This is a genomic window from Geodermatophilus sp. SYSU D00703, assembly GCF_054050155.1.
Genome location: NZ_JBJGYU010000021.1, coordinates 62,678 through 84,701 on the forward strand (window position 1 = coordinate 62,678; position 22,024 = coordinate 84,701).

Here is a 22,024-nt window from a genome sequence, read left to right on the forward strand (position 1 = left end):
GTCAGATCCCGACCTTCTCGGCCTCGTCCACCGGCACCGGCAGCCGCGCGGACTCGGAGAAGTCGATCGCCGCCTGCACGAACGCGGCGAACAGCGGGTGCGGCCGGGTGGGGCGGCTCTTGAGCTCCGGGTGGGCCTGGGTGCCGACGAAGAACGGGTGGCTCTCCCGCGGCAGCTCGGCGAACTCCACGAGCAGGCCGTCGGGCGAGGTCCCGGAGAAGACCAGCCCGACGTCGCCGAGCTTGGCGCGGTAGGCGTTGGACACCTCGTAGCGGTGCCGGTGCCGCTCGGTGATCTCGGTGCTGCCGTAGGCCTCTGCCACGACCGAGCCCTTCTGCAGGCTGGCCGGGTAGCTGCCCAGCCGCATCGTGCCGCCCATGTCCCGCTCGCCGGCGACGACGTCGACCTGGCTGGCCATGGTCGCGATGACGGCGTCGGGTGTGTCGGGGTCGAACTCGGTGGAGTTGGCGTCGGGCAGCCCGGCCAGGTTGCGCGCGGTCTCGATCACCATGCACTGCAGGCCCAGGCACAGGCCCAGCAGCGGGACGCCGTTGACCCGCGCGTACCGGATCGCGCCGAGCTTGCCCTCGATGCCGCGGACCCCGAAGCCGCCGGGGATGCAGACCCCGTCGACGCCGGCCAGCGCCCGCTCGGCCCCCTCGGGGCTCTCGCAGTCGTCGGAGGGCACCCACCGGATCTCCACCCGGCTGCGGTGGGCGAAGCCGCCGGCCCGCAGCGCCTCGGTGACCGACAGGTAGGCGTCGGGCAGGTCGATGTACTTGCCGACCAGCCCGATCGTCACCGTCTGCTTGGGCGCGTGCACCCGGTCGAGCAGGTCGCCCCAGACGGTCCAGTCGACGTCCCGGAAGGGCAGCCCCAGCCGCCGGACGACGTAGGCGTCCAGGCCCTCGCGGTGCAGCACCTTGGGGATGTCGTAGATCGACGGCGCGTCGGGGCAGGAGATGACGCCCTCGGCGTCGACGTCGCACATCAGGCTGATCTTGCGCTTGAGCCCGGTGCCGATCTCCCGGTCCGACCGGCAGACCAGCGCGTCGGGCTGGATGCCGATGCTCCGCAGCGCGGCCACCGAGTGCTGGGTGGGCTTGGTCTTCAGCTCGCCGGACGGCGCGATGTAGGGCACCAGCGAGATGTGCAGGAAGAAGCAGTTGTCCCGGCCGATCTCGTGCCGCACCTGGCGGGCGGCCTCGAGGAAGGGCAGCGACTCGATGTCGCCGACGGTGCCGCCGATCTCGGTGATGACGACGTCGACCCGGCGGCCGTCCTCGTCCTGGTCGGCGCCGGCGAGGATGCGCGCCTTGATCTCGTTGGTGATGTGCGGGATGACCTGGACGGTGTCGCCGAGGTACTCGCCGCGGCGCTCCTTGGCGATCACGTCGCTGTAGACCTGGCCGGTGGTGACGTTGGCCCGGCCGGTCAGGTCGGTGTCGAGGAACCGCTCGTAGTGACCGATGTCGAGGTCGGTCTCGGCGCCGTCCTCGGTGACGAAGACCTCGCCGTGCTGGAACGGGTTCATCGTCCCGGGGTCGACGTTGAGGTAGGGGTCCAGCTTCTGCATGGTGACCCGCAGGCCACGGCTGGAGAGGAGGGCGCCGAGGGAGCTGGCCGTCAGGCCCTTGCCGAGGGAGGAGACCACACCGCCGGTGACGAAGACGAACTTCGTCGGCTGCGAGTTGTGGAGGAGACCCCCCGGCCCGTAGTTACTGTTCCGCGTTCCAGACGGTCGATCCACGGGAGACGACCGTAACACGGTCGGGCCCCTCGACCGGGTCCGGACCGGGCGTGCCGTCGGCCACCTCGCGGGCCTCCGCGCCGCTCGCGCGGGGTGCCGCCGCCAGCCAGACCAGCAGCGGGACGAGCAGGGACGCCGCCGTCGCGGGCAGGGCGACGCCGGAGTCGTTGGCCGCCGCGCCGACCGCCAGGCTCAACGCCCCGGCGACGAGCCCGGCCCGCAGCGGGGCCAGGTCGCCGGCCGGCAGCAGGTCGGCCCGGCCGCGCAGCAGACCCGGCCCCCGGAGCCGAGCGGGCAACCAGCTCTGCACCCACCCGCCCCACCGTCCCCCGGCCGGGCGGACCAGCCACACCGCGGCGACCAGCGCGACCGGCAGCATCCAGGCGAGCGGGCTGCCGAGCAGGATGCCGAGGTTGGCCTCGGCCTTGCGGCCCACCACCGTCCACGCCTCGCCGGTGAGCACCTGCTCGACGAACCGCCCCAGGTGGCTGCGCTCGGCCGGCGGGCGCAGCCAGTCGACCACCGCCAGCGTGCTCACGGCGACGACGGCCAGCGCGAGGACCGCGACCAGCCGGGTCACCGTCACCCGGGTGCGGGTGAGCAGCATGGCCAGCAGCACGAACCCCGGCAGCGCGGCGAGCACGCCGCCGAAGTCCCGTCCGAGGGACGGCGCGCCGATGACCAGCACGGTGAGCAGGCCCGCGCCCAGCACGGTGCCGGCCACGACGGCCCGGGTGCGGCCCGCGGGAGCGCGCCGTCCGGCCGCCGTCGCGGCCGCCGCGGTCAGCAGCAGCGCGCTGACCGACAGCAGCCCGAAGGACAGGTTGCCGTAGCCGGTGAACCGGCCGGCGACGATCGCGTCGTAGCCCAGCAGGCCGTTGAGCTCCAGGTGCGACCCGGTGAGCACGTCCCCGACCAGCGTGGCCAGGGTGATGGCGAGGACGGCGGCCGGGGGCCCCAGCCGGGAGGTGCGCCACGGGCCCAGCGCGGCGACGGCGAGGACGGCGAGCGCGGCGGCGACCACCGAGGCGGCCAGCGCGAGTCGGGGCGCGCCGGCCCGCTCCCACGGCAGCAGCCCGGCCAGGTGGGTGGCCACCGGCAGCGCCGCGACCCCGAGGGCGACCGGCCGGACGGCGCCGCGCAGCCGCTCCCCCGCCGGCCGCGGCGCCCGGTCGCGGCGGCGCCCGCCGGCCACCAGCAGCCCCAGCGCGACGAGCGCGCCGTTGACCAGCACCAGGGCCCAGAAGAACGCGCCGGTGCTGCGGTAGTGCACCGTCGCGGCGGTGTTCGCCCGGTCGAGGACGTCCACCGCCTCGGCGAGCCCGGGCCGCTCCCCGCCCGCCCGCAGCGGCTGGCCGTTCATCGAGGCCGGCTCGGCCAGGCCGAGGGCGGCGAGCACGGTCGGCGCGACGTCGATGAGCTGGGTGTAGGGCGCCCGGCCGGTGCTGGCCGAGGTGAGCCAGCCCGGCCCGTCTAGGCCGGGGCCCGAGGCGATGCCCACGTGCAGCTGCGGCCGGCCGTCGTTGACCTCCGAGATCCCCTGCAGCAGGAGCAGGGTCTCCCCCGGCGTCGCCGCCACCGCCTCGACCAGCCGGCCGACGGCGTCGTCGATGGCGGCGAGGGCGGCGGCCCGCGGCTGCGGTTCGGTGCCGGTGTCGCTGCCCTCCAGCGCCGGCTCGCCCGCGTCGACCAGCGCGTCGAGCGAGACCAGGGTCAGCGGGCAGCCGGTGAGCAGCTGCCCCACGAGGGCGGGGTCGGTGGGCAGGGTGTCGGTCTGCGACAGGGCCACCCCGGGCGCGGCGGCAGCGAGCGCCGGTGCGCGGCCCACCACGGTGGCGCAGCCGACCGCGGTGCCCAGGGCCGCGGGCTCGGCGCCGAACCGGGCGGTGCTCTCGTCGCCGGCGACCGCGGAGACCGCCGACTGCGGATCGGCCAGCCCGTCCGCGGCGAGCCGTTCCTGCAGCCCGCAGTGCGACAGCGCCGGGCTGGCCGGGGGCACCGGGGCGGCCTGCTCCTCGGGCACCGCGTCGTCCTCGGGCGGCGCGTTCGCGTCCGCCGGGTCCTCCGCGCCGGGGGTCTCGCCGGGCAGCGGCACGGTGGGCAGCGGCACGGGCGGCACCGACTCGTCCGGGGCCGGGAAGCGGGCACGGTTGCCGGCGCCCAGGGTGGCCCAGCCGTCGAGCAGGCAGCTGGTGGCCCGGGCGGCGCGGACCGACACCGCGGAGATCGGCGAGCGCTCGGCCAGCGCCCACAGCTGCGGCGTCGCCTCGGGGTCGACGTCGCTCCACACCAGTCCGGGCACGCCGACGACGAGGACGCGGTCGGCAGTCGCCCCGCCGTCCGGAGCCGGCACGGCCGACGCGCCGCCGGCGACGGCCAGCAGCACGCTGAGGACCGCGAGCAGCAGGGCTGCGCAGCGGGCTCCGCCTCGTGCGACCGGACTCATCGGGCGCCGGCCTCCGGTGGTCCGAGCAGCTCGCGGTAGACGGCCACCAGCTGCCGCGCCGTGGCCGCCTCGTCCGGCCAGGTCGCCGCCTGGCGGGTGCCGGCCCCCGCCAGGGTGCGGGCCCGGTCGGGGTCGGCGAGCAGTCCGGCGACGGCCTCGGCCAGCGCGGCGGGGTCCCCCACCGGGACCAGCTCCGCGCCGTCGCCGAGCAGCTCGGGCAGCCCGCCGGTGCGGCTGGCCACCAGCGGCGTGCCCGCGCGCAGCGCCTCCTGCGCGGTGAGCGAGCGCGCCTCCCAGCGGGAGGGCAGCACGGCGAGGTCGGCGGCGGCCAGCAGGTCGGCGACGTCGCTGCGCCGGCCCAGCAGGACGACGGGCAGCCGCTCGTCCGCGATCCGCCGGTCCAGCTCGTCGTGCAGCGGGCCGTCGCCCGCGACGGCGACCAGCGGCGCCACCGGCAGCCGCGGGTCGCCGGCCCACCGGGCGGCGGCGTCCAGCAGGACGTCGTACCCCTTCTGCGGGTGCAGCCGGCCGACGGCGACCACCAGCGGCCGCCCGTCGGCGAGGCCGAGCCCGGTGCGGACCTCGTCGCGGCCGCGCCCCGGCGGAGGCAGCGGCGGCGCGGAGACCGGGGCGACGCGCACGTCGCGGGCCCCCTGCCGCCACGCGTTCTCGGCGAGGTCGCCCGAGGCGGCCAGGACCACGTCGGCGCTGCGGATCGTGGCGCGCTCGGCGACGGACAGCACCCGGCGCTTGACGCCGCCGCCCTCGGGCAGCGCGTTGTGCAGGGTGATCACCAGCGGGCGGTCCCGGTCCCCCAGCCGGCGGGCCGCGGCGGCCACCAGCCCGGCCCGCAGCCCGTGGGCGTGCACCAGGTCGGCGCCGGCGGTGGCCCGCCGCAGCGCGGCGACGGCGCGGGCGTCGGCGAGCGGGGCCAGGCCGGCGGAGATCTCCACGGGGGCGAACCGCGCGCCGGTCGCGGTGAAGGCGAACAGCCGCTCGGTCGCCGCGGGCCCGCAGACCCCGGCCGCGGCGCCGGCCGCCAGCAGGGCGGGCAGCACCGAGCGCACGTGCGTGCCCACGCCACCGGTGCTGGTGGCCAGCACCTCGGCGACCCGGCGGCCCGCCAGCGGCAGCGGCTCAGCCACCGTGCACCTCCTGCCGATCCGACGTTCGCAGCCCGCGCACGGCGGCCCGCAGCGGGCCCCGCGCCGTGCCCATCATGACCGCCCCCGCCACGGCGAGGGCAGCCGCCGCGGCGAGGACACCGGCGACGACCACACCGACCAGGCCGCCCTCCGCGACGGGGTCGGCGCCCAGCAGCCGCGCGACGGCGAGCCCGGCGGCGGCGCCGAGCCCGGCCGCGAGCAGGGCCGGGACGCCGGTCCGCAGCACCCCGGCCAGCCCGGCCCGGCCGACCTCGCGGGCGACGACGACGAGCAGCGCGAGGCCGGCGACGGTGACCCCGACCGTGTGCCCGGCGCCCAGCGCCACGCCGCGGGAGGCCGCGGGCAGCGCTGCCGCCAGGACGACGTCGGCGGCGACCGCGAGCAGCCACCCGCCGAGCACGCAGGCGGTGGGCGCCTTCCACCGGCCGCGGGCGTAGAGGGCCCGGGTGAGCACCGCGACCAGGCCGTAACCGAGCAGGCCGGGCGCGAAGGCGACGATCGTGTCCCGCAGCGCGCCGACGGTGTCCGGGGACTCCGCGGCCAGGAACACCCGCGCCATCGGCCCGGACACCGCCACCAGCACCGCCGCGGCCGCGAGCGAGCCGGCCACCACCAGCACGGTGACCGGGGCCAGCGCGCGGCGGAACCCGGTCTCGTCGCCGGTCTCGGCGCGCTCGGCCAGGCCGGGGTAGGCCGAGGTGGCCAGCGGCACGGCCAGCGCCGCCCACGGCACGAGGAACAGGGTCAGCCCGGCCGTGTAGACCACCTGCGTGCCGTCCGGGGCCCCGGCGTTGGCCAGCCGGATCGCCACCACGGCGACCAGCTGCTGCCCGGCGAGGGTGAGCACGCCGGCCAGCGCCAGCCGCCGCACCCGCGGCGCGGCACCGACCGGGAAGCGCAGCGACGGGCGCAGGCCCAACCGCAGCCGCCGCAGCGGGACCAGCAGGCTCAGGCTCAGCGCGGCCACGCCGAGCGTCGTCCCCACGGAGAGGACCAGCTCGGCCGGGGTCGACAGGTCCTCGGCCGTCCGGCTGCCGCCGATGGCGGCGAAGGCCAGGTAGGCCGCCACAACCACGACGCTGGACAGCAGGGGCGCCAGCGCCGGTCCGCCGAACCGGCGGTGCGCCTGTAGCACGCCGGTCAGCACGATGCCGACGCCGTAGAGGACCACCTGCGGCGCGAAGACCAGCAGGAACCGGGCGGCGAGGTCGACCTGCTCGGGGTCCGCGCCGCCCAGCAGCATGCGGGCGATCGGCTCGGCGAGCACCGCGACCAGGACCGCCAGCGGGGTGAGCACCAGCAGGCTCCATCCCAGCAGCGCCGAGGCGGTGCGGCGCACCTGCTCCCGGTCGCCGGCGGCGATGCCCCCGGCCAGCATCGGCACGACGAGGCTCGCCAGCGCGCCGCCGGCGACGACCTCGAAGACGATGTTGGGGACGTTGTTGGCCGCCAGGTAGGTGTCCCCGGTGCTGTGGGCGCCGACGGCGTTGGTGAACACCAGGGTCCGGCCGAACCCGGCCAGCCGGGCCAGGATCGTGAGGACGGCGATCAGTGCGGCAGCGCCGGCCACGCCGGACGCCAGGCGCCTGCGGCTCGCCCGGCCTCCCCGCGGGCGCTCGTCCGCGACCTGAGCCCGGCTCGCTGCGTCCATCGGTGAGCTCGCGAGGTCGCTCACGAGGACCGGCGGCCGAGCCGGTCCAGTTCCCGCAGGCCCGCGGTGGCCTCGATGACCTTCGTGAAGCTGACCTTCTCGCTGGCCAGGGTCAGGGCCACGACGCCGGCGAGCAGGCCGGCCCGGGCCGGACGCCCGGGCAGCGCGGCCAGCCGCAGGCCCAGCAGGGCACCGACGGCGTTGGCGCCGCAGTCGCCGAGCATGACCCGCTCGCCGAGGTCCGCGGGCAGCACCGCGAGGCTCGCGCCGAGCGGGCCGGCCACCAGGGTCCCGGCGGGCCCGCGCAGGCCGGCGAGGGCGACCAGGCTCGCGGCCTTGGCCGCCCGCCCGGGGCGCAGGTCGAGCAGGTTCACCAGGTTCGCCGTGCCGGCGACCAGCCCGGTGGTGAGGACGGCGTCGGCCAACGCCCTGGCCCCCCGCTCCCGCCGGGTCAGCAGCGCCGCGGCCGCGGCGGCGGCGCCGATGCCGGCGACCTTGACCGCGCCGGCCGAGACCCGCCCCGCCCGCAGCGCGCGCAGGTGGCCGGCGAGCCCCTTGTCGCGGGCCTGCTCGGGACGGGCGCCGGCGAGGTCGTCGTAACCGCCGACCAGCCCGGAGACGGTCCCGGCGACCGCGGCGGCCGCCCGCCAGCCGGGGACGGCGCCGGCGACCGCGCTGCCGGTGGCGGCGGCGGCCAGCGCCGGGCCACCGAGCAGGGTGACCGGCCGGCCGGCGTAGTTGGTGCGCCGCCACGGCGCACCGGCCGGGCGGGCGGTGACCGCGGCACCCGCGGCCAGGCCGAGCCGCGCCGCGGCCGCACCGCCGAGCACGAGGAGCAGCCGGCGCCGCGGGCCGCCGTCCGCGCGGCGGGTCACGGGGTGGCGGCCGGGACCGGCGGCACCGGCTGCGTGTCCTCGCCGGTGCCGTACTTGCCGGACGTGCCCTCGCGCTCCCGGGTCAGCGCGAGCACCGTGCTGACCCGGCCGGCCGCGGCCTGGACGTTGTCGACGGTGGACACCGCGGCGGAGGTCTCGGGGTCGGCCCGGATGACGCCGACCAGCCCGGTCTCGCGGGCCGACGGCGCGTCCCCGGCGACGACCGCGCCCGAGCCGCCGGCGTCGAGGGCCAGGGCGAGGTCGACGAGGGTGCCGGTGCGGTCGTCGGCCTCCTCGTCGGGGAAGGCCCCGGCGGTGAGGACGACGGCGTAGTCGGCCGGGGTCACCGCGGGCGACTCCTGGGTGAGGACCTCGAGCGCGGACAGGCCCGCGAGCACCGAGGAGAGCGCGGCGGTGTCCGGCGCCTCCCCGCCGGTCGGGCGCATGAGCACCTGGGCGAGGAGCGCGGCAACGAGCTGGCCGGTGTCGTCGGTCTCCGGGAGGGTGACCCCCGTCGGCAGCCCCGGCCCGGTGACGTAGCTCTGCAGGCTGCTGGCGGTGGCCGGGTCGCTGTACTCGGGCTGGAGCTGGACGGTGCCGTTCACGGTCCCGCCGGCCTGGCCGATCAGGGTCGAGACCTCGTCGACGGTGTCGGCCACGACCTCCTCGCCGGTCACCACGAGGACGACAGTGCGGCCCTCGAGGCTGCCCGCGACCAGGGCGGGGGCGACCGCCTCCTCGAAGGCGTCGCCGGTGTCCAGCGCGGCCTGCAGGTCGCGGTTGGAGTCCTCGAGGTCGCGCTTGTCCTGCGTCAGCGCGCCCACCTGGGTCTCGAGGTCGGCGAGGATCGGCTGGTTGAGCGCGGTCGTGCCGATGACGATGCCGAGGGCCACGGCCAGGAACACCGCGATCAGGGAGACCAGGTGGTAGCGGAAGTCGATCACGAGAAGAGGTTCTCCAGCCAGAACACGAAGCTGTTCCATTGGTCGACCAGCAGGTCGAAGTAGACGCGGCCGGCTGCCGAGACCGCGAGGGCCGACCCGATCGCGATGAAGGCGGCGAGCACCAGGACCACCAGCGCCGTCGTCGAGATGCGGCTGCGGTAGAGCCGGCTCACGCCCTTGGCGTCGACGAGCTTGCCGCCCAGCCGCAGCCGGGTGAGGAAGGTCGAGGCCATGCCCCCGCGGCCCTTGTCCAGGAACTCCACCAGGGTGGCGTGGGTGCCGACGGCGACGATGAGCTTGGCGCCCTTCTCGTCGGCCAGCAGCATCGCGATGTCCTCGCTGGTCGCGGCGGCCGGGAAGGTGATGGCGTCGACCCCGAGGTCCTGGACGCGGGCCAGACCCGGGGCGCGCCCGTCGGCGTAGGCGTGGACGACGACCTCGGCGCCGCTGCGCAGGACGTCGTCGCTCACCGAGTCCATGTCGCCGATGATCATGTCCGGCTGGTAGCCGGCCTCCTTGAGCGCGTCGGCACCGCCGTCCACGCCGACGAGCACCGGCCGGTAGTCGCGGATGTAGGACCGCAGCGCCTGCAGGTCCTCCTTGTAGTCGTAGCCGCGGACGACGACCAGCACGTGCCGCCCCTCGATGGGGGTCGCGACGTCGGGCACGCCGACGCCGTCGAGCAGCAGCGCGCGCTCGCGCTTCATGTACTCCATCGTGTTGGTGGCGAACGCCTCCAACTGCGTGGACAGCCCGGCCTTCGCCTCGGCCATCGCCTCGGCGATGGACTCCGGGGTCTGCTCCATCCCCTGGGCGACGACGGTGCCGTCGTCGAGCACCAGGCGGTTGCCGTCGAGGCGGGCGTGGGTGCCCTCCTTGATGGCGGAGAGCACCTCCTTGCCCACGTTGTCGACCAGCGGGATGCCGGCGTGGGCGAGGATCTCGGGGCCGAGGTTCGGATAGCGGCCGGAGATGCTGGCCGAGGCGTTGACCACCGCGGCGACCCGGCAGGCCACGAGGGAGTCGGCGCTGACCCGGTCGATGTCGACGTGGTCGATGACGGCGATGTCACCGGGGCGCAGCCGCTTGGTGAGGTTCTTCGTGCGGCGGTCCAGCCGCACCGTGCCGGTCACGCCGGGGGCCGCCTCGGGAGCCCGGCCGCGACGCAGGGAACCGATGCGCATCCCTGCACTCTCCCACGCGGGCGGAGACGGGCCGTCCACCGACTCGCATCTCCACCCGCGCGCGTGTGCAACGTCTCGCTCACACACAGTGTCCGACACCACGAGGATCGCGACACGCCGGACACGCCGGTCCCGGCGGCCCTACCCGGCTCCCCAACTGCGCTGTCTAGCGTTGCGCGGGTGACACGAGGGGCGCATGCGGTCGGCCGGACGCACGAGGACGACGACCTGCGCGCCGACGGCCCCGTGGACACCCCGGAGGCCGACATCCCGCCGCCGGCACCGGACGCGGACGCCGCCCCGCACGATGCTGCCGCCCAGGACGCTCCCCCGCCGCTGCCCGGTGCCGCGGCCGTGTCCGCGTCCGCCCCGCCGTCGGCCGCCGAGGCGGAGCCGACCTCCCGCGGTCGCCGCGGACGGCGCGCCCGGCGCGGGCCGGGCCTGCGCGAGCGCCGGCGCCAGCAGACCCGCGCCGCGATCGTCGACGCCGCCGCGGAGCTGTTCGCCGAGCGCGGGTTCGACGCGGTCAGCGTGGTGGAGATCGCCCAGCGGGCCGGCGTGGTCGAGAAGACCGTCTTCAACCACTTCCCGGTCAAGGAGGGGCTGGTCTTCGAGGCCGACCCGCCGATGCGCGCCGCGCTGCTCGACGCCGTGCGCACCCGGCCGGCCGGTGAGTCGGTCACCGCGGCGGCGGGCACCTTCGTCGTCCGGGCGATGAGCGGCCTCGGCGCGCCGGAGGCGGCAGCCGGCGTGGCGGAAATGGCGCGCATCATCCGCGGCAGCCACACGCTGCAGGTGCGCGAGCGGGAGATCATCGGCGAGCTCACCGCGGCGCTGGCCGAGCTGATCGCCGGGGAGACCCGGCCCGAGCCCGGGGAGCTGGCGCCGTGGCTGGCGGCCCACTCGGTGCTCGGCCTGTACGCGGCTCTGCTGGAGCTGGCCCGCGACCGCGTGCTCGCCGGCGTGACCGGGCCCGAGCTGACCGCGGAGCTGCGCGCCCGCGGCGAGCGCGGCCTGGCCCTGCTGCAGTTCGGCCTGGCCGGGTACGCCAAGCGGCGGCCATGACATCGTCGTCCTACCGGACGACACCGCGGCCAGGTGCCGTCCCCGACCTGCGCTGAGCCCCACCCGGCCGTCGTCGCGGGAGCCTCCGGCCCCCACTCCTCGAACCGCCTCGCAGGGCGGCTCTCCTCAGGAACCGCCTCCGGTCAGCTCCCGATCTGCAGGGCGCGCAGGAGCTGGGTGGAGCGGTCGCCGGGGATGTCCGGGTCCTGGGTGAACAGCGCGACCGCCACCATGTACTCGTCCTCGCCGGCCCAGCCGCGACCCTCGGCGCACATCGTCCGGACGTGCTCGCGCACCTTGGGCTCGGAGCTGTAGGGGCCGTAGTCCAGTCCCATGGCGAGGAAGTTGGCCACCCGGTAGCCGAGGTCGCCGGCGGTGCGGACGGTCGTCTCCGGATCGGAGTAGCTGGGGACGGCGACGACCACGTTGCGGTAGCCGGCCTTGAGCAGCTGCAGGGCCAGGTCGTTGCCGTGGACTCCGCCCCAGAGCTCGGGCATGAGGATGTCGCGGTCCGGCGCCGGGATGTAGGGCGGGTTGGCGATCACCGTCGACACCTCCGGACCGCCCGCGGAGTCGGCGCTGTCGAAGAAGTCGCCGAGCTCCACCGTGTAGCGGTCGGCCACCCCGCGGGTGGCGATGTTCTCCCGTGCCTTCTCGACCGACGGCGCGCTGATGTCGAAGCTGCGCACCCGCAGCCCGGGCAGGCCGGCGACCACGTCGGCGATCGCGGTGGCGTCGCCGGTGCCGAGCTCGACGACGCCCTCCCGCTCCCAGCCCAACTGCTCGCGGTACTGCTGCAGCAGCATGCAGACGGAGAACCCGTAGTGCGCCGACTCGTCGGCGGACGAGAAGCAGCTCACCGGGCGGCGCCGGCAGTCGAACGGGGGGCGAGGCGGTCGACGTCGACCTGAGCTCGGTTGCGCACGACCGACCCCTACCCCGGCCGTCCGGCGTCCACTCCTCCCGTCCCCCGCCCTGGCGACGAGGGGTCAGGCGGCGGCTCGGGCGGTCGCCGCCACGGCGAGCAGCTCCCGGGCGTGGGCCTGGCCGGTGTCGCTGTCGGTGAGCCCGGAGAGCATGCGGGCCAGCTCGCGCACCCGGTCCTCCCCGTCGACGGCGCGGATGTCGGTGGCGGTGACCCCGGCGCCGGTGTCAGGGGACTTGTCCACGACCAGGTGGGTGTCGGCGAACGCGGCCACCTGCGCCAGGTGGGTGACGACGACGACCTGGTGGTCGCGGGCCAGCCGCGCCAGCCGCCGCCCGATCTCGCCCGCGGCCTGGCCACCGACGCCGGCGTCGACCTCGTCGAAGACCATGACCGGCACCGGGTCCGCGCCGGCGAAGACCACCTCGATGGCGAGCATCACTCGTGAGAGCTCACCGCCGGACGCGCCCTTGTGCACCGGCCGCGGCGGGGCGCCGGGATGGGCGGCCATGAGCAGCGCCACCTCGTCCATGCCCTCGGGACCGGGCTCGTCGGGGTGGCTGTCGATCGAGAAGGAGACGCGGGCGCTCTTCATCGCCAGCCCGGCCAGCTCCCGGCCGACCTCCGCGGCGAACCCGTCCGCGGCCGCGCGCCGCCCCGCCGAGACCTGGGCGGCCAGCTCGTCGACCTCGGCCCGTGCGGTGTCGCGGGCGGCCTCGAGCGCCTCCAGCGCCTCGTCGGAGACGTCCAGCTCGGCCAGCCGGTTGCGGGCGTCCTCGGCCCAGGCCAGCACCCCGGCGACGCCCTCGCCCACGTCGGCGTACTTGCGCACCAGGGCGGTGATCGCCGCACGGCGGTCGAGGACCTCCGCCAGCCGCGCGGGGTCGGCGTCGAGGTCGGCCACGTAGCCGGCCAGCTGACCGGCGACGTCGGAGACCACGGCGACCGCGTCGGCGAGGTCCTGCGCGAGCATCACCAGGGTGGGGTCGTCGGACGCGGCGAGCGCGCGCTCGGCGATGGCCAGGGCCGCGGCGGCGTCCTGGGGCAGGTCGTCCCCGCCGAGGTCGCCGGTGACGTCGCCGACCAGCGCCATGCGGGCCTCGTCGGCGGCCGCCCGCAGCGCGTCGGCGTCGCTGAGCCGCCGCGCCTGGGCGTCGAGCTCCTCGTCCTCGCCGGGCTGCGGCGCCACGCCGTCGATCTCCTCGAGCCCGTGCCGCAGTACGTCGGCGGCCTGGGCGAGCTCCCGGGCCTGGCCGCGGCGCCGGTCGAGGTCGGCGGCGAGCTCCCGCCAGGAGGTGTACGCGGTGCGGTAGCGGTCGAGCAGCTCCAAGTGCGCCGGGCCGGCGTAGCGGTCCAGCGCGCGCCGCTGCTCGGCCGGCCGGGACAGCCGCAGCTGGTCGCTCTGCCCGTGCACGGCGAGCAGCCCCTCGGCCATCTCGGCGATCACACCGACCGGCACGCTGCGGCCGCCGAGGTGGGCGCGGGAGCGGCCCTCGGCGCTGACCGTGCGGGCGAGGATGAGGCTGCCGTCGTCGTCGGGGTCGGCGCCGGCCTCGGCGGCCCGCTCCCAGATGGGCGAGTCGGCCGGGAGGGCCAGCCGGCCCTCGACCCCCGCCCGCCCGTTGGCGCGCACCCGCCCGGGGTCGGCGCGGCCACCGAAGAGCAGCGTCAGGCCGGTGACGACCATCGTCTTCCCGGCGCCGGTCTCCCCCGTGACGACGGTGAGCCCGCTGCCGAGCTCGAGGGTGACGTCGTCGATCGCGCCGAGCCCGCGGATGCGCAGCTCCGTCAGCCGGCCCAGCCGGTCGTCCGCCTGGGACGCGGCGGCGCTGACAGCGGGAGCCGATCCGGCCGCCGTCTGCCCGTGCACCTCGGCGGCGGGGTCGCCCGAGCGGGGCGCCCGCTTCTCACGCGTCGTCGTCCGTGCCGCCACCGCTGCCCTCCTTCCCGGATTCTGCGCGGACGAAGCCGCGGGTGAGCACGTTGCGGCCGGGGGTGAGCTCGTGCCCTGGGTCGTGCCGACGGGCGTCCCGGAAACCCCGGACCGGCAGGCCGAACTTGGCCACCAGCCGGTCGCCGAAGGTGGTCGCGTGCACCCGCGCGATGCGGACCGGCCGGGCCGCCCGGCGGACGTCGACCCGCCCGCCCTCGGGGACCTCGAGCGCCCGCCGCCCGTCGGCGGACACCCGCGCCCGGTTGCCGTCGGTGGGGATGGCGACGGTGAGCACCGAGTCCGGTGAGGTGACGAAGGGCCGGGCGAAGAGCGCGTGCGCGTTCGACGGCACCACGAGCATCGCCTCGACGTCGGGCCAGACCACCGGGCCCCCCGCGGAGAAGGCGTAGGCGGTCGAGCCGGTCGGGGTGGAGAACAGGACCCCGTCGCAGCCGAAGCTGGTCAGCGGCCGCCCGTCGATGGCGAGGACGACGTCGAGGACCCGTGACCGCTCCGACTTCTCCACCGACGCCTCGTTGAGCGCCCACGTCCCGCCCACGACGGCGCCGGTCGCGTCGAGGACGTCGACCTCGATGGCCAGCCGCTTCTCCACGGAGTACTCGCACCGCTCGATGGCGGTGAGGGTCTCCTCGACGGCCTCGGGCTCGGTCTCGGCGAGGAAGCCGACGCGGCCGAGGTTGACCCCCATGAGCGCGGCGTTGCTGTAGCGGGCCAGCTCGGCGGCCCGCAGGAAGGTGCCGTCACCGCCGAAGACCATCACGATCTCCGCGCCGCGGGCGGCCTCGGCGTCGGCGGGCACGACCTCGGCGCCCTCGATGCCGAGCGCGGCCGCCTCCTCCTCGAGCAGCCGGACGGTGATGCCGGCCTTGGCCAGGCGGGCGGCGGAGCTGCGGGCGAGCTCGACGATGTCCTGCCGGCCGGTGTGCACGGCGAGCAGGACGTGCCGGCTCCCGCTCGGCGCCCACAGGGCGGGGCTGACCTCGCTCACGGTGCCTCCTCGGGGATGCGTGCCGGCTCCGCTGCCGGCACGGCTGCGCTGGCGCACTGCCTCACGATGGTCCTTCCTCGACCGCCCGGTGGACGTCGTCCTCGCGGGGCCGCCCGGCGTCGCGCCGCAGCCACAGGAAGAACTCGACGTTGCCCGCCGGGCCGGGCAGGGGGCTCGCGACCACCCCGGCCGTCCCCCACCCGAGGTCGGCGGCGGCCCGGGCGACGTCCAGCACGGCCGCCTCCCGGTGCGCGGGGTCCCGCACGACCCCGCCCGCGCCGAGCCGCTCCCGGCCGACCTCGAACTGCGGCTTCACCATGGGGAGCAGGTCGGCCTCGGCGGTCGCGCAGGCCGTGATCGCGGGGAGCACCAGCCGCAGCGAGATGAAGGACAGGTCGGCCACGACCAGGTCCACCGGGCCGCCGATCTGCTCGGGGGTCAGCGAGCGGACGTTGGTGCGCTCCAGCACGGTGACCCGCTCGTCGGTGCGGAGGGACCAGGCCAGCTCGCCGTAGCCGACGTCCACCGCGACCACCTCCCGGGCGCCCCGGCGGAGGAGCACCTCGGTGAAGCCGCCGGTGGAGGCGCCGGCGTCCAGGGCACGCCGGCCCTCGACGCTCACCGGGAAGGCCTCGAGGGCGCCGAGCAGCTTGTGCGCGCCGCGCGACACCCAGCTGGGCTCGTCTGGGTCGGTGCGCACGACCACGGGCGTGTTGGCGTCGACCCCGGTGGCGGGCTTGGTGGCGGCCCGCCCCGAGACGGCGACCCGCCCCTCGGCGATGAGCGCGACCGCGTGCTCGCGGGAGCGGGCCAGCCCGCGTCGCACGAGCTCCGCGTCGAGCCGGCTGCGGCGGACCATCAGAGCTGGTCGATCGTGGCCAGCTCGCGCTGCAGCCGCGCGTGCTCGGCCTCGAACACGGCCACGTGCTCGGCGACCGGTCGACGGCCGAGGCCGGCGAAGGGCGCGGCGTCCGGAGACCCCGGCGCGGCCGTCCCGTCCTGCGCGTGGAGGCCCGCCGAGCGCAGGCCGGTGACCGGCCCCGGACCGCCCGACGGACGCGGGCCGGGCCGGGGAGGCCCCGGGACCGGTCGCGGTCGACTCGGCTCGGTCATCGTCCGCCTCTCGGGATGTGGTGGTCGCGGCCGTGACGCCGGCTGGGGAGGCGCTCGCCGCGGAGCGCGTCTCGGGGGATGCGTCCCCGGCCCGCGAGGTTACCGGCCGCGGACGACGGGCACGGGTCACCGGCCGAGGGATAGCCTCCGCCCGCCCCCTTCCTTCTCGCCGTGGAGGCCCGCCCGCGTGGCCACGATGGATCAGTGCATGACCGCCCTCAAGAGCGTGCTCGGGGACCTCGCCGCGAGCCCGGCCGCGGAGGGCCTGGACAGGAGCCTGTCCTGTCGGCTGCCCGACCTCGGACAGGTCGTCCGCGGGCGGCTGGCCCGTGGACGGGTCCACGAGCTGCGTGCCGAACCGGAGGACCAGTCGCTGGAGAAGGCCGACATCCGGCTCACCATGACCAGTGACGACCTCGTGGCGCTGACCGACGGCCAACTGTCGTTCGGTCCGGCGTGGGCGACGGGCCGGGTCAAGCTCGAGGCAGGCCTGCGCGACCTCCTGCGGCTGCGCAAGATGCTCTGAGCCGGCGTCCGCATCCCGGGCGCGACGGCCCCCCGCCGGTGTCGGCGTGCGGCGCTCCGGCGCGGCCCCGGGCACGTCAGCCCGCCAGTGCCCAGCGCGTGAGCGCGGCCGCGGCGACCTCGTCGGTCGCCCGGACCGCCGCCGGCACGGCGTCGTCGGGGTGCAGGGCCCAGTGTGCGACACAGAGGGCGCGCAGCCCGTCGAGCCCGTCCCGGCTGTCCACCTCGGGAGACGCGTCGTCGCAGCGCAGCTGGAGCGGGCCGCCCTCCCCCACCGGCCGGGCTTCCCAGCGACGGCACCGCCACGCGCCGCCGTCGCGGATCACCGCTGGGTGGACGTCGAGCAGGCCGGAGGCGTCGGGGGCCAGCAGGTCGGGCCGGCGCTGCGGCCCGGCGGCGAGCAGGGACGCGGGATCGGTGACACCGGAGAACACCAGCAGGCTGGCCGCCCCGGCGCGGCGCCCGCCCTCGACGTCGGTGTCGAGGCGGTCCCCGACCACGAGGGGCCGGCGAGCGGCGGTGCGCCGCACACACTCCGCGTGCATGGCCGGATCGGGCTTGCCGGTGACCAGCGGCGCCCGGCCGGTGACGCCGGCGACCACGCCCACCATCGCGCCGTTGCCCGGCAGCGGACCGCGGGGTGAGGGGATCGTGGCGTCGGTGTTGGTGGCCACGTGCTGCGCGCCGTTGCGCACCGCGACGACCGCCTCGGCCAGCTGCGCCCAGCCGACGTCCCGCCCGTAGCCCTGCACGACCGCCGCCGGGTGGTCCTCGGCCCGCTCCACGACGGTCAGCCCGGCGGCCAGCAGCGCCGCGGCCACCCCGGGCCCGCCGACCGGGAGCACCCGCGCCCCGGGGCCGAGTCGCTGGGCCACGACCGAGGCGGCCGCCTGCGAGCTGGTGATCACGTCGCCGGGCCCCGCCGGGATCCCCAGGTCGGTCAGGTGCCCGGCGACCTCCCCCGGCGTCCGGGCCGCGTTGTTGGTGACGAACCCCAGCCGCATCCCGGCGGCGCGGGCCGCGGCCAGGGCATCGGGCACGCCCGGCACCGCGTCGCGGCCGACGTACACGACGCCGTCGAGGTCGAGCAGGGCCACGTCGTAGGCCGCGGTGGGCGGTTCCGCGGCGCCGCCGGCCAGGGAGGGCAGCGGGGGTCCGGTCACGGGGTCGCCCCCGAGCGCCGGGCCCGGACGCCCCGCAGCGCCCGTGAGTAGTGGGTGACGTCGGGGCGCATGGCCACGGCGAGGGCCAGGTGCTCGGCGGCCAGGTCCAGGTCGCCCGCCCGGCTCGCGGCGAGCCCGAGACCGAACTGCGCGTAGTCGTCGGTGGGATTCCGGCTGATCAACTCGCGGAAGGTGCCGATCGCCTCGTCGTAGCGCCCCGCGTCGTACTGGGCGCGGCCGAGGGCCTCGAGCAGGCTGCGTGATCCGGGCTCGGCCTCGGCGGCACGGGCGAGGATGGTCGCTGCCGCCGCCGGGTCGCGGTTGGCGAGCAGGTGCAGCCCGCGCTGGTACCACTCGTACACGCCGCCCCCGGGAGCCCCCGTGTCATCCACCGCTGCCCCCTCGGTCCGAGTGCTCCCGGCCGGCGCACGCACCGCCGACCCGTGGTCGAACGCGGCCGCGACAGCGGACCGGGCTGCACCGCTCCTACGATGCCCATCGTGCCCTCGTCGTCGGCGGACTCCCCGCACCCCGCAGCGACAGGGCTCGAGGTCCGGCCCTTCCGCGCCCTGACCTACCGGCAACGAGACCCCGGGTACCTGGCCCGGGTGAGCTCGCCAGCCTACGACCTGGTGACGCCGGATGGGCGGGAGCGCCTGGCGGAGGCCGACCCGCACAACGTCGTCCGCCTGATCCTCCCCCGCGTCGCACCGGCACCGGGCGACTCCGGTGTGGATGCCCTGCGCCGGTCGGTCGACCAGGCGGCCCGGACGCTGCGCGAGTGGGAGTCCGGCGGCGTGCTCGAACGGGACACGACGCCCGCCATGTGGGTCTACGAGATGCGGCCGCCGGACGGGGCCGCGGCCACGGTCGGCTGGCTGGCCGCCGTCGGCCTGCCGCCGGCCGGCTCCCGGGCCGTGCTCCCGCACGAGGACACCTATCCGGTCGCCGTGGAGGGACGCCGGGCTCTCCTGGCCGCCACCGGCACCGACCTGGAACCGATCGTCCTGGCCCACGACCCGGACCCGGAGCTGCGCCGCCTCACCGCCGCCGCGTGCGAGGGAGAGCCGGACCTGGTGGTGGTCGACGGCGACGGCGTGCGGCACGCGCTGCGGCGGGTGGTCGACCCCGACTTCCTGGAGCGGGTCCGGGTCGCCCTGGCCCGTACCGGTGCGGTGATCGCCGACGGGCACCACCGCTTCGCCGCGGCCCTGTCGCACGCGCGGATCAGCGCCGGCGTCCCCGGCGCGCAGGCCATCCTCGCCCTCGTGACGCCGATGGGGCCGGGCGGCCTGCGGGTGCACGGCATCCACCGGGTGGTTCCCCACCTGCCGCTGGAGGACGCGGTCGGCCGGGCCGCCGCCGGTTTCGCCGTCGACGAGCTCGGCGTCGACGACGGCGGGGTCGCCGGCACCGCGCGCCGGTGGCTGGCCGAACCCGACGCGTCCGGCCTGCTGGTGACCGACGGCCGCCGCCTGCTGCGGCTGAGCGGCCCGACCGAGGAGGTCCGCGCCACCGTCCCCGAGGGGGCGCCGGCCGCCTGGCGAGCGCTCGACGTCGTGCTCGCCCACCACGGCCTGTTCCAGCGACTGTGGGAACGTGGCGACGACCCGCGCTCGGTCATGGTCGTCCACACCCTCGACGAGGCACTCGACCAGGCGCAGGCCAACTCCGGCATCGCCGTCCTGCTGCGCGCCCCGTCGCCGGCCGACGTGGCCGCCGTGGCACGCGCCGGCGCGCGGATGCCACGGAAGTCGACGCTGTTCGTCCCCAAGCCCCGCACCGGGCTGGTCCTCCGCCCGCACACCGACTGACCGGCCGGTCACGCGCTCGCGACCGTCGTCCCGCCGGACGACCGGGGCACCTTCCGGCCGCGTCGGCAGTTGACCTCGCACACCGACGCGGTGCCGTTCGGTGTCCGCCAGAAGCGGCGCTGCAGCGCCCCCTCCACCTCCACGACGTTCCCCGCCTCCCAGGCGGCGACCCGGCGCTGCAACGCCCGGTCGTAGGTGATGCAGCTGAGGACGTCGACGGACTGGCCCCGCGCCCGGGGTTCGGGTCGGCGCACCACCAGGCGGAAGGTGACCAGCGTGTCCCCGCTGGGGAGGGTCCGCAGCTCCGCGGGCGCGGACAGCCGCCCGCGGAGCACCACGTCGTTCCGGTCGATCACTGCCACGCTCATGACCGCAGCCTCGCCGCCGGCGTTGCCACGGCACAGGCCCGGCGTCCGTCTGTGGAACACCACAGGCGGTGTGGACGGACGCCGGCCCGGTGTCGGTGGTCAGTGCTCCCCCGGGTCCTCCGGCGGCTCGATCTCGCCGAGCAGCTCGGCCACCTCGGCCTCGATGTCCTCGTCGAGGACCAGCTCCTGCTCGTCGTCCGTCGCCGGGACCGGCTCGGGGAACGACTCGGCGGGTGCACCCGGTGCCGCGACGTCCTCCGCTGCCGCGGCCTCCCCCGCGGAGAGATCCTCGGCGGGCAGCTCCTCTTCGGAGAACTCGACGTCGACCTCCACGGGGCTGTGGGCGGCGACGGCCGCCGTCCACGCCTGCGCCGGCGCATCCTCCCCCGCCGCCGCCAGGAGGTCGGCGTAGGCGCCGGCCAACCGCAGCGCGCCCGGGTCGCTGAGGTCGACCGACTCCGGACGCGGGCGGCCACCGAGGGCGTCCTCGAGCACCAACCGGGCCGCGGGCAGCTCGCCGAGGTCCTGCCGCGCACCGGCCTCCACCAGGCGGAGCTCGACGACCTCGTCGGCGTCCGGACGCGCGTCGAGCGCCTCCCGGACCAGGCGCAGCGCGACCTCCGGCCGGCCGAGGGCGCGTTCGCAGTCGGCGAGGACGGCGCGGTAGCCCTCGTCGCCGCTCATCCGCCGGTAGGCACGCAGCTCCCGCGCGGCTTCGGCGTAGTCGCCCGCGTGGTACGCCGCCACGCCCACGGCCTCGCGCACGGCCGCGATCCTCGACGCCCGGTCGCGGGCCGCGCGGGCATGTGCCAACGCCACGTCCGGGTCGTCGTCGACGAGCGTGCCCGCCGCGACGAGGTGCTCCGCCACCCGCGTGGCGTTGCGCGGGTCCAGCCCGCGCAGCGCCTGCCGCACCGACGGGTCGAGGTCGCGCGGGTCCGCCCACTCGGGGACCGGAGGGCCGGCCGGCGCAGGCGGCGTCCGGTCGGTGGGGGCGTTCCTCGTCGGGCGTCCGCGCCGGTCGTCCGTGGGACGGCGGTCCCGCCAGTCCCCCCGTCCGCCCCCGGCGCCGGCTCCGCGCTGCGGACGGCGCTCCTGCCAGGGCCCCCGGTCCCCGGCCTCAGGCCGCCGTGGGCGGTCCCCGGCGGGACCACGCTCCTGCCAGGACCCCCGGTTCACGTCCTCAGGCCGCCGTGGGCGGTCCCCAGCGGGACCACGCTCCTGCCAGGAGCCGCGCCCGCCGGCGGCCGACTGACGTCGCTCGCCGGCAGGCCGGCCCGCGCTGGGCCGCCGCTCCTGCCAGCTGCCCTGGAGACCACCGGAACGCTGCTGCCGCCCGCCCTGCGAGCTCCCCCGCGGGCCGTCGGGAGCCTCCCCCTCCGCCCGGCGGTCCCGCCACTCCCCGCGGGCATCCCCGGGCCGCTGCGGCCGGTCCCGCTGCGGACGCCGGTCCTGCCACGAGGAGCGGGACGCCTCCGACCGCTGTGCGCCGCCGCGCTCCGTCCGGCCCTGCCAGGACGACCTCTCACCTTGCGACCGGCGGTCGTCCTGCGGCCGGCGGTCCCGCCAGCCGCCACCCGGCCCACCCGACCCCTCACCGCGTCCCCGCTCCGGACGACTTCCTTGACCGCGCTCGTCAACGGGACGACGGTCCTGACCTTCATCACGCCTGCCGCGACCGGCTCCGGCCGGCCCGCCACCGGTCGGACGACGCCCCTGGTAGCCCCCTTGGCCGCCGCCCGCACCCCGAGGATCCCCCGGCCGCTGGGGACGTCCCTGACCACCGCCGCGGCCGCCACGGGGACCACCCTGCCCACCGGAGCCGCCGGCGCCTCGACGTGGAGAAGTCATGACTGTGTGCGTACCTCGATGCTCGTCACGACACCCACGAGTGCCGGGGAGAAAATGCATGAAAGCACGAGAACGGGGGCCAGAGCTCGTGGCTCTGACCCCCGTTCCGTGAATGGTTGTCCGGCGGCGTCCTACTCTCCCACCCCGTCGCCGGGGCAGTACCATCGGCGCTGAGAGGCTTAGCTTCCGGGTTCGGAATGGATCCGGGCGTTTCCCTCTCGCCATGGCCGCCGTAACGCTGT

General features: G+C 76.9%; 19 protein-coding genes and 1 rRNA gene. 3 read left to right on the forward strand and 17 right to left on the reverse strand.

Going from position 1 to position 22,024, the window contains the following annotated elements; all coding sequences use genetic code 11:
• Position 1: 1 nt before the first annotated feature.
• From ACI782_RS18305 to steA, 7 genes are all read right to left on the reverse strand, one after another.
• Positions 2-1,750 carry a CTP synthase gene (locus ACI782_RS18305; RefSeq protein ID WP_456911502.1) on the reverse strand — a complete coding sequence of 583 codons (1,749 nt, stop codon included), beginning with the start codon at positions 1,748-1,750 and terminating at the stop codon, positions 2-4.
• Positions 1,719-4,196: a hypothetical protein gene (locus tag ACI782_RS18310; protein WP_456911503.1), complete on the reverse strand. Its 2,478-nt coding sequence runs from the start codon at positions 4,194-4,196 to the stop codon at positions 1,719-1,721. Before ACI782_RS18310 ends, ACI782_RS18305 begins: the two co-directional genes overlap by 32 nt.
• Positions 4,193-5,341, reverse strand: coding sequence for a glycosyltransferase family 4 protein (locus ACI782_RS18315; RefSeq protein WP_456911504.1), 1,149 nt, complete (start codon positions 5,339-5,341; stop codon positions 4,193-4,195). Before ACI782_RS18315 ends, ACI782_RS18310 begins: the two co-directional genes overlap by 4 nt.
• Complete coding sequence (gene murJ, locus ACI782_RS18320; RefSeq protein WP_456911505.1) at positions 5,334-6,932, reverse strand: murein biosynthesis integral membrane protein MurJ; 1,599 nt, start codon at positions 6,930-6,932, stop codon at positions 5,334-5,336. Before murJ ends, ACI782_RS18315 begins: the two co-directional genes overlap by 8 nt.
• A gap of 101 nt (positions 6,933-7,033) precedes the next feature.
• The gene (locus ACI782_RS18325; protein WP_456911506.1) at positions 7,034-7,888 is read right to left on the reverse strand and encodes a hypothetical protein; all 855 of its coding nucleotides are present in this window, start codon (positions 7,886-7,888) and stop codon (positions 7,034-7,036) included.
• Positions 7,885-8,832, reverse strand: a complete 948-nt coding sequence (locus tag ACI782_RS18330) for a copper transporter (RefSeq protein WP_456911507.1) — start codon at positions 8,830-8,832, stop codon at positions 7,885-7,887. Before ACI782_RS18330 ends, ACI782_RS18325 begins: the two co-directional genes overlap by 4 nt.
• A complete protein-coding gene (gene steA / locus ACI782_RS18335; protein WP_456911508.1) occupies positions 8,829-10,016 on the reverse strand; it encodes a putative cytokinetic ring protein SteA in 1,188 nt (395 codons plus the stop codon). The genes ACI782_RS18330 and steA overlap by 4 nt, the downstream gene beginning before the upstream one ends.
• Before the next feature lie 180 nt (positions 10,017-10,196).
• Between steA and ACI782_RS18340 the strand changes: the two genes are divergently transcribed.
• The gene (locus ACI782_RS18340) at positions 10,197-11,081 is read left to right on the forward strand and encodes a TetR/AcrR family transcriptional regulator (protein ID WP_456911509.1); all 885 of its coding nucleotides are present in this window, start codon (positions 10,197-10,199) and stop codon (positions 11,079-11,081) included.
• A gap of 143 nt (positions 11,082-11,224) precedes the next feature.
• Here the strand turns inward: ACI782_RS18340 and ACI782_RS18345 are convergent, their stop codons facing one another.
• From ACI782_RS18345 to ACI782_RS18365, 5 genes are all read right to left on the reverse strand, one after another.
• Positions 11,225-11,941 (reverse strand): methylase, encoded by a 717-nt coding sequence (locus ACI782_RS18345; protein ID WP_456911510.1) that lies wholly within the window; start codon positions 11,939-11,941, stop codon positions 11,225-11,227.
• 129 nt (positions 11,942-12,070) lie between these two features.
• On the reverse strand, positions 12,071-13,939 hold the full coding sequence (gene recN, locus ACI782_RS18350; protein WP_456911511.1) for a DNA repair protein RecN: 1,869 nt from the start codon (positions 13,937-13,939) through the stop codon (positions 12,071-12,073).
• A complete protein-coding gene (locus ACI782_RS18355) occupies positions 13,914-14,948 on the reverse strand; it encodes an NAD kinase (RefSeq protein ID WP_456911512.1) in 1,035 nt (344 codons plus the stop codon). Before ACI782_RS18355 ends, recN begins: the two co-directional genes overlap by 26 nt.
• A 61-nt stretch (positions 14,949-15,009) precedes the next feature.
• A complete protein-coding gene (locus tag ACI782_RS18360; RefSeq protein WP_456911513.1) occupies positions 15,010-15,807 on the reverse strand; it encodes a TlyA family RNA methyltransferase in 798 nt (265 codons plus the stop codon).
• Complete coding sequence (locus ACI782_RS18365) at positions 15,807-16,061, reverse strand: hypothetical protein (protein WP_456911514.1); 255 nt, start codon at positions 16,059-16,061, stop codon at positions 15,807-15,809. Before ACI782_RS18365 ends, ACI782_RS18360 begins: the two co-directional genes overlap by 1 nt.
• A 208-nt stretch (positions 16,062-16,269) precedes the next feature.
• Between ACI782_RS18365 and ACI782_RS18370 the strand changes: the two genes are divergently transcribed.
• Entirely contained in the window at positions 16,270-16,587 is a 318-nt protein-coding gene (locus ACI782_RS18370) for an alkyl sulfatase C-terminal domain-containing protein (RefSeq protein WP_456911515.1), read from the forward strand.
• A gap of 76 nt (positions 16,588-16,663) precedes the next feature.
• Here ACI782_RS18370 and ACI782_RS18375 read toward each other — a convergent pair whose 3' ends face one another.
• Both ACI782_RS18375 and ACI782_RS18380 read right to left on the reverse strand, forming a co-directional pair.
• Entirely contained in the window at positions 16,664-17,749 is a 1,086-nt protein-coding gene (locus ACI782_RS18375; protein ID WP_456911516.1) for an HAD-IIA family hydrolase, read from the reverse strand.
• Positions 17,746-18,141: a tetratricopeptide repeat protein gene (locus ACI782_RS18380; protein ID WP_456911517.1), complete on the reverse strand. Its 396-nt coding sequence runs from the start codon at positions 18,139-18,141 to the stop codon at positions 17,746-17,748. Before ACI782_RS18380 ends, ACI782_RS18375 begins: the two co-directional genes overlap by 4 nt.
• 99 nt (positions 18,142-18,240) lie before the next feature.
• Between ACI782_RS18380 and ACI782_RS18385 the strand changes: the two genes are divergently transcribed.
• Positions 18,241-19,563 (forward strand): DUF1015 domain-containing protein, encoded by a 1,323-nt coding sequence (locus tag ACI782_RS18385; protein ID WP_456911518.1) that lies wholly within the window; start codon positions 18,241-18,243, stop codon positions 19,561-19,563.
• An 8-nt stretch (positions 19,564-19,571) separates the two neighbouring features.
• On the opposite strand, the gene ACI782_RS18390 is transcribed toward ACI782_RS18385, so the two are convergent.
• The 3 genes from ACI782_RS18390 to rrf all read right to left on the reverse strand — a co-directional run bounded on the left by ACI782_RS18390 (position 19,572) and on the right by rrf (position 22,017).
• The gene (locus tag ACI782_RS18390) at positions 19,572-19,931 is read right to left on the reverse strand and encodes a single-stranded DNA-binding protein (protein WP_456911519.1); all 360 of its coding nucleotides are present in this window, start codon (positions 19,929-19,931) and stop codon (positions 19,572-19,574) included.
• Positions 19,932-20,030: 99 nt separating this feature from the next.
• Positions 20,031-20,846, reverse strand: coding sequence for a tetratricopeptide repeat protein (locus tag ACI782_RS18395; RefSeq protein ID WP_456911520.1), 816 nt, complete (start codon positions 20,844-20,846; stop codon positions 20,031-20,033).
• Positions 20,847-21,900: 1,054 nt separating this feature from the next.
• Positions 21,901-22,017 (reverse strand): 5S ribosomal RNA (gene rrf / locus ACI782_RS18400).
• Positions 22,018-22,024 lie beyond the last annotated feature (7 nt).

Coding starts and splice junctions, on each gene's coding strand:
- ACI782_RS18310 (WP_456911503.1), bottom strand. CDS start 4,196: ATGAGTCCGGTCGCACGAGGCGGAGCCCGCTGCGCAGCCCTGCTGCTC.
- ACI782_RS18385 (WP_456911518.1), top strand. CDS start 18,241: ATGCCCATCGTGCCCTCGTCGTCGGCGGACTCCCCGCACCCCGCAGCG.
- ACI782_RS18370 (WP_456911515.1), top strand. CDS start 16,270: ATGACCGCCCTCAAGAGCGTGCTCGGGGACCTCGCCGCGAGCCCGGCC.
- ACI782_RS18365 (WP_456911514.1), bottom strand. CDS start 16,061: ATGACCGAGCCGAGTCGACCGCGACCGGTCCCGGGGCCTCCCCGGCCC.
- ACI782_RS18390 (WP_456911519.1), bottom strand. CDS start 19,931: ATGAGCGTGGCAGTGATCGACCGGAACGACGTGGTGCTCCGCGGGCGG.
- steA (WP_456911508.1), bottom strand. CDS start 10,016: ATGCGCATCGGTTCCCTGCGTCGCGGCCGGGCTCCCGAGGCGGCCCCC.
- ACI782_RS18360 (WP_456911513.1), bottom strand. CDS start 15,807: ATGGTCCGCCGCAGCCGGCTCGACGCGGAGCTCGTGCGACGCGGGCTG.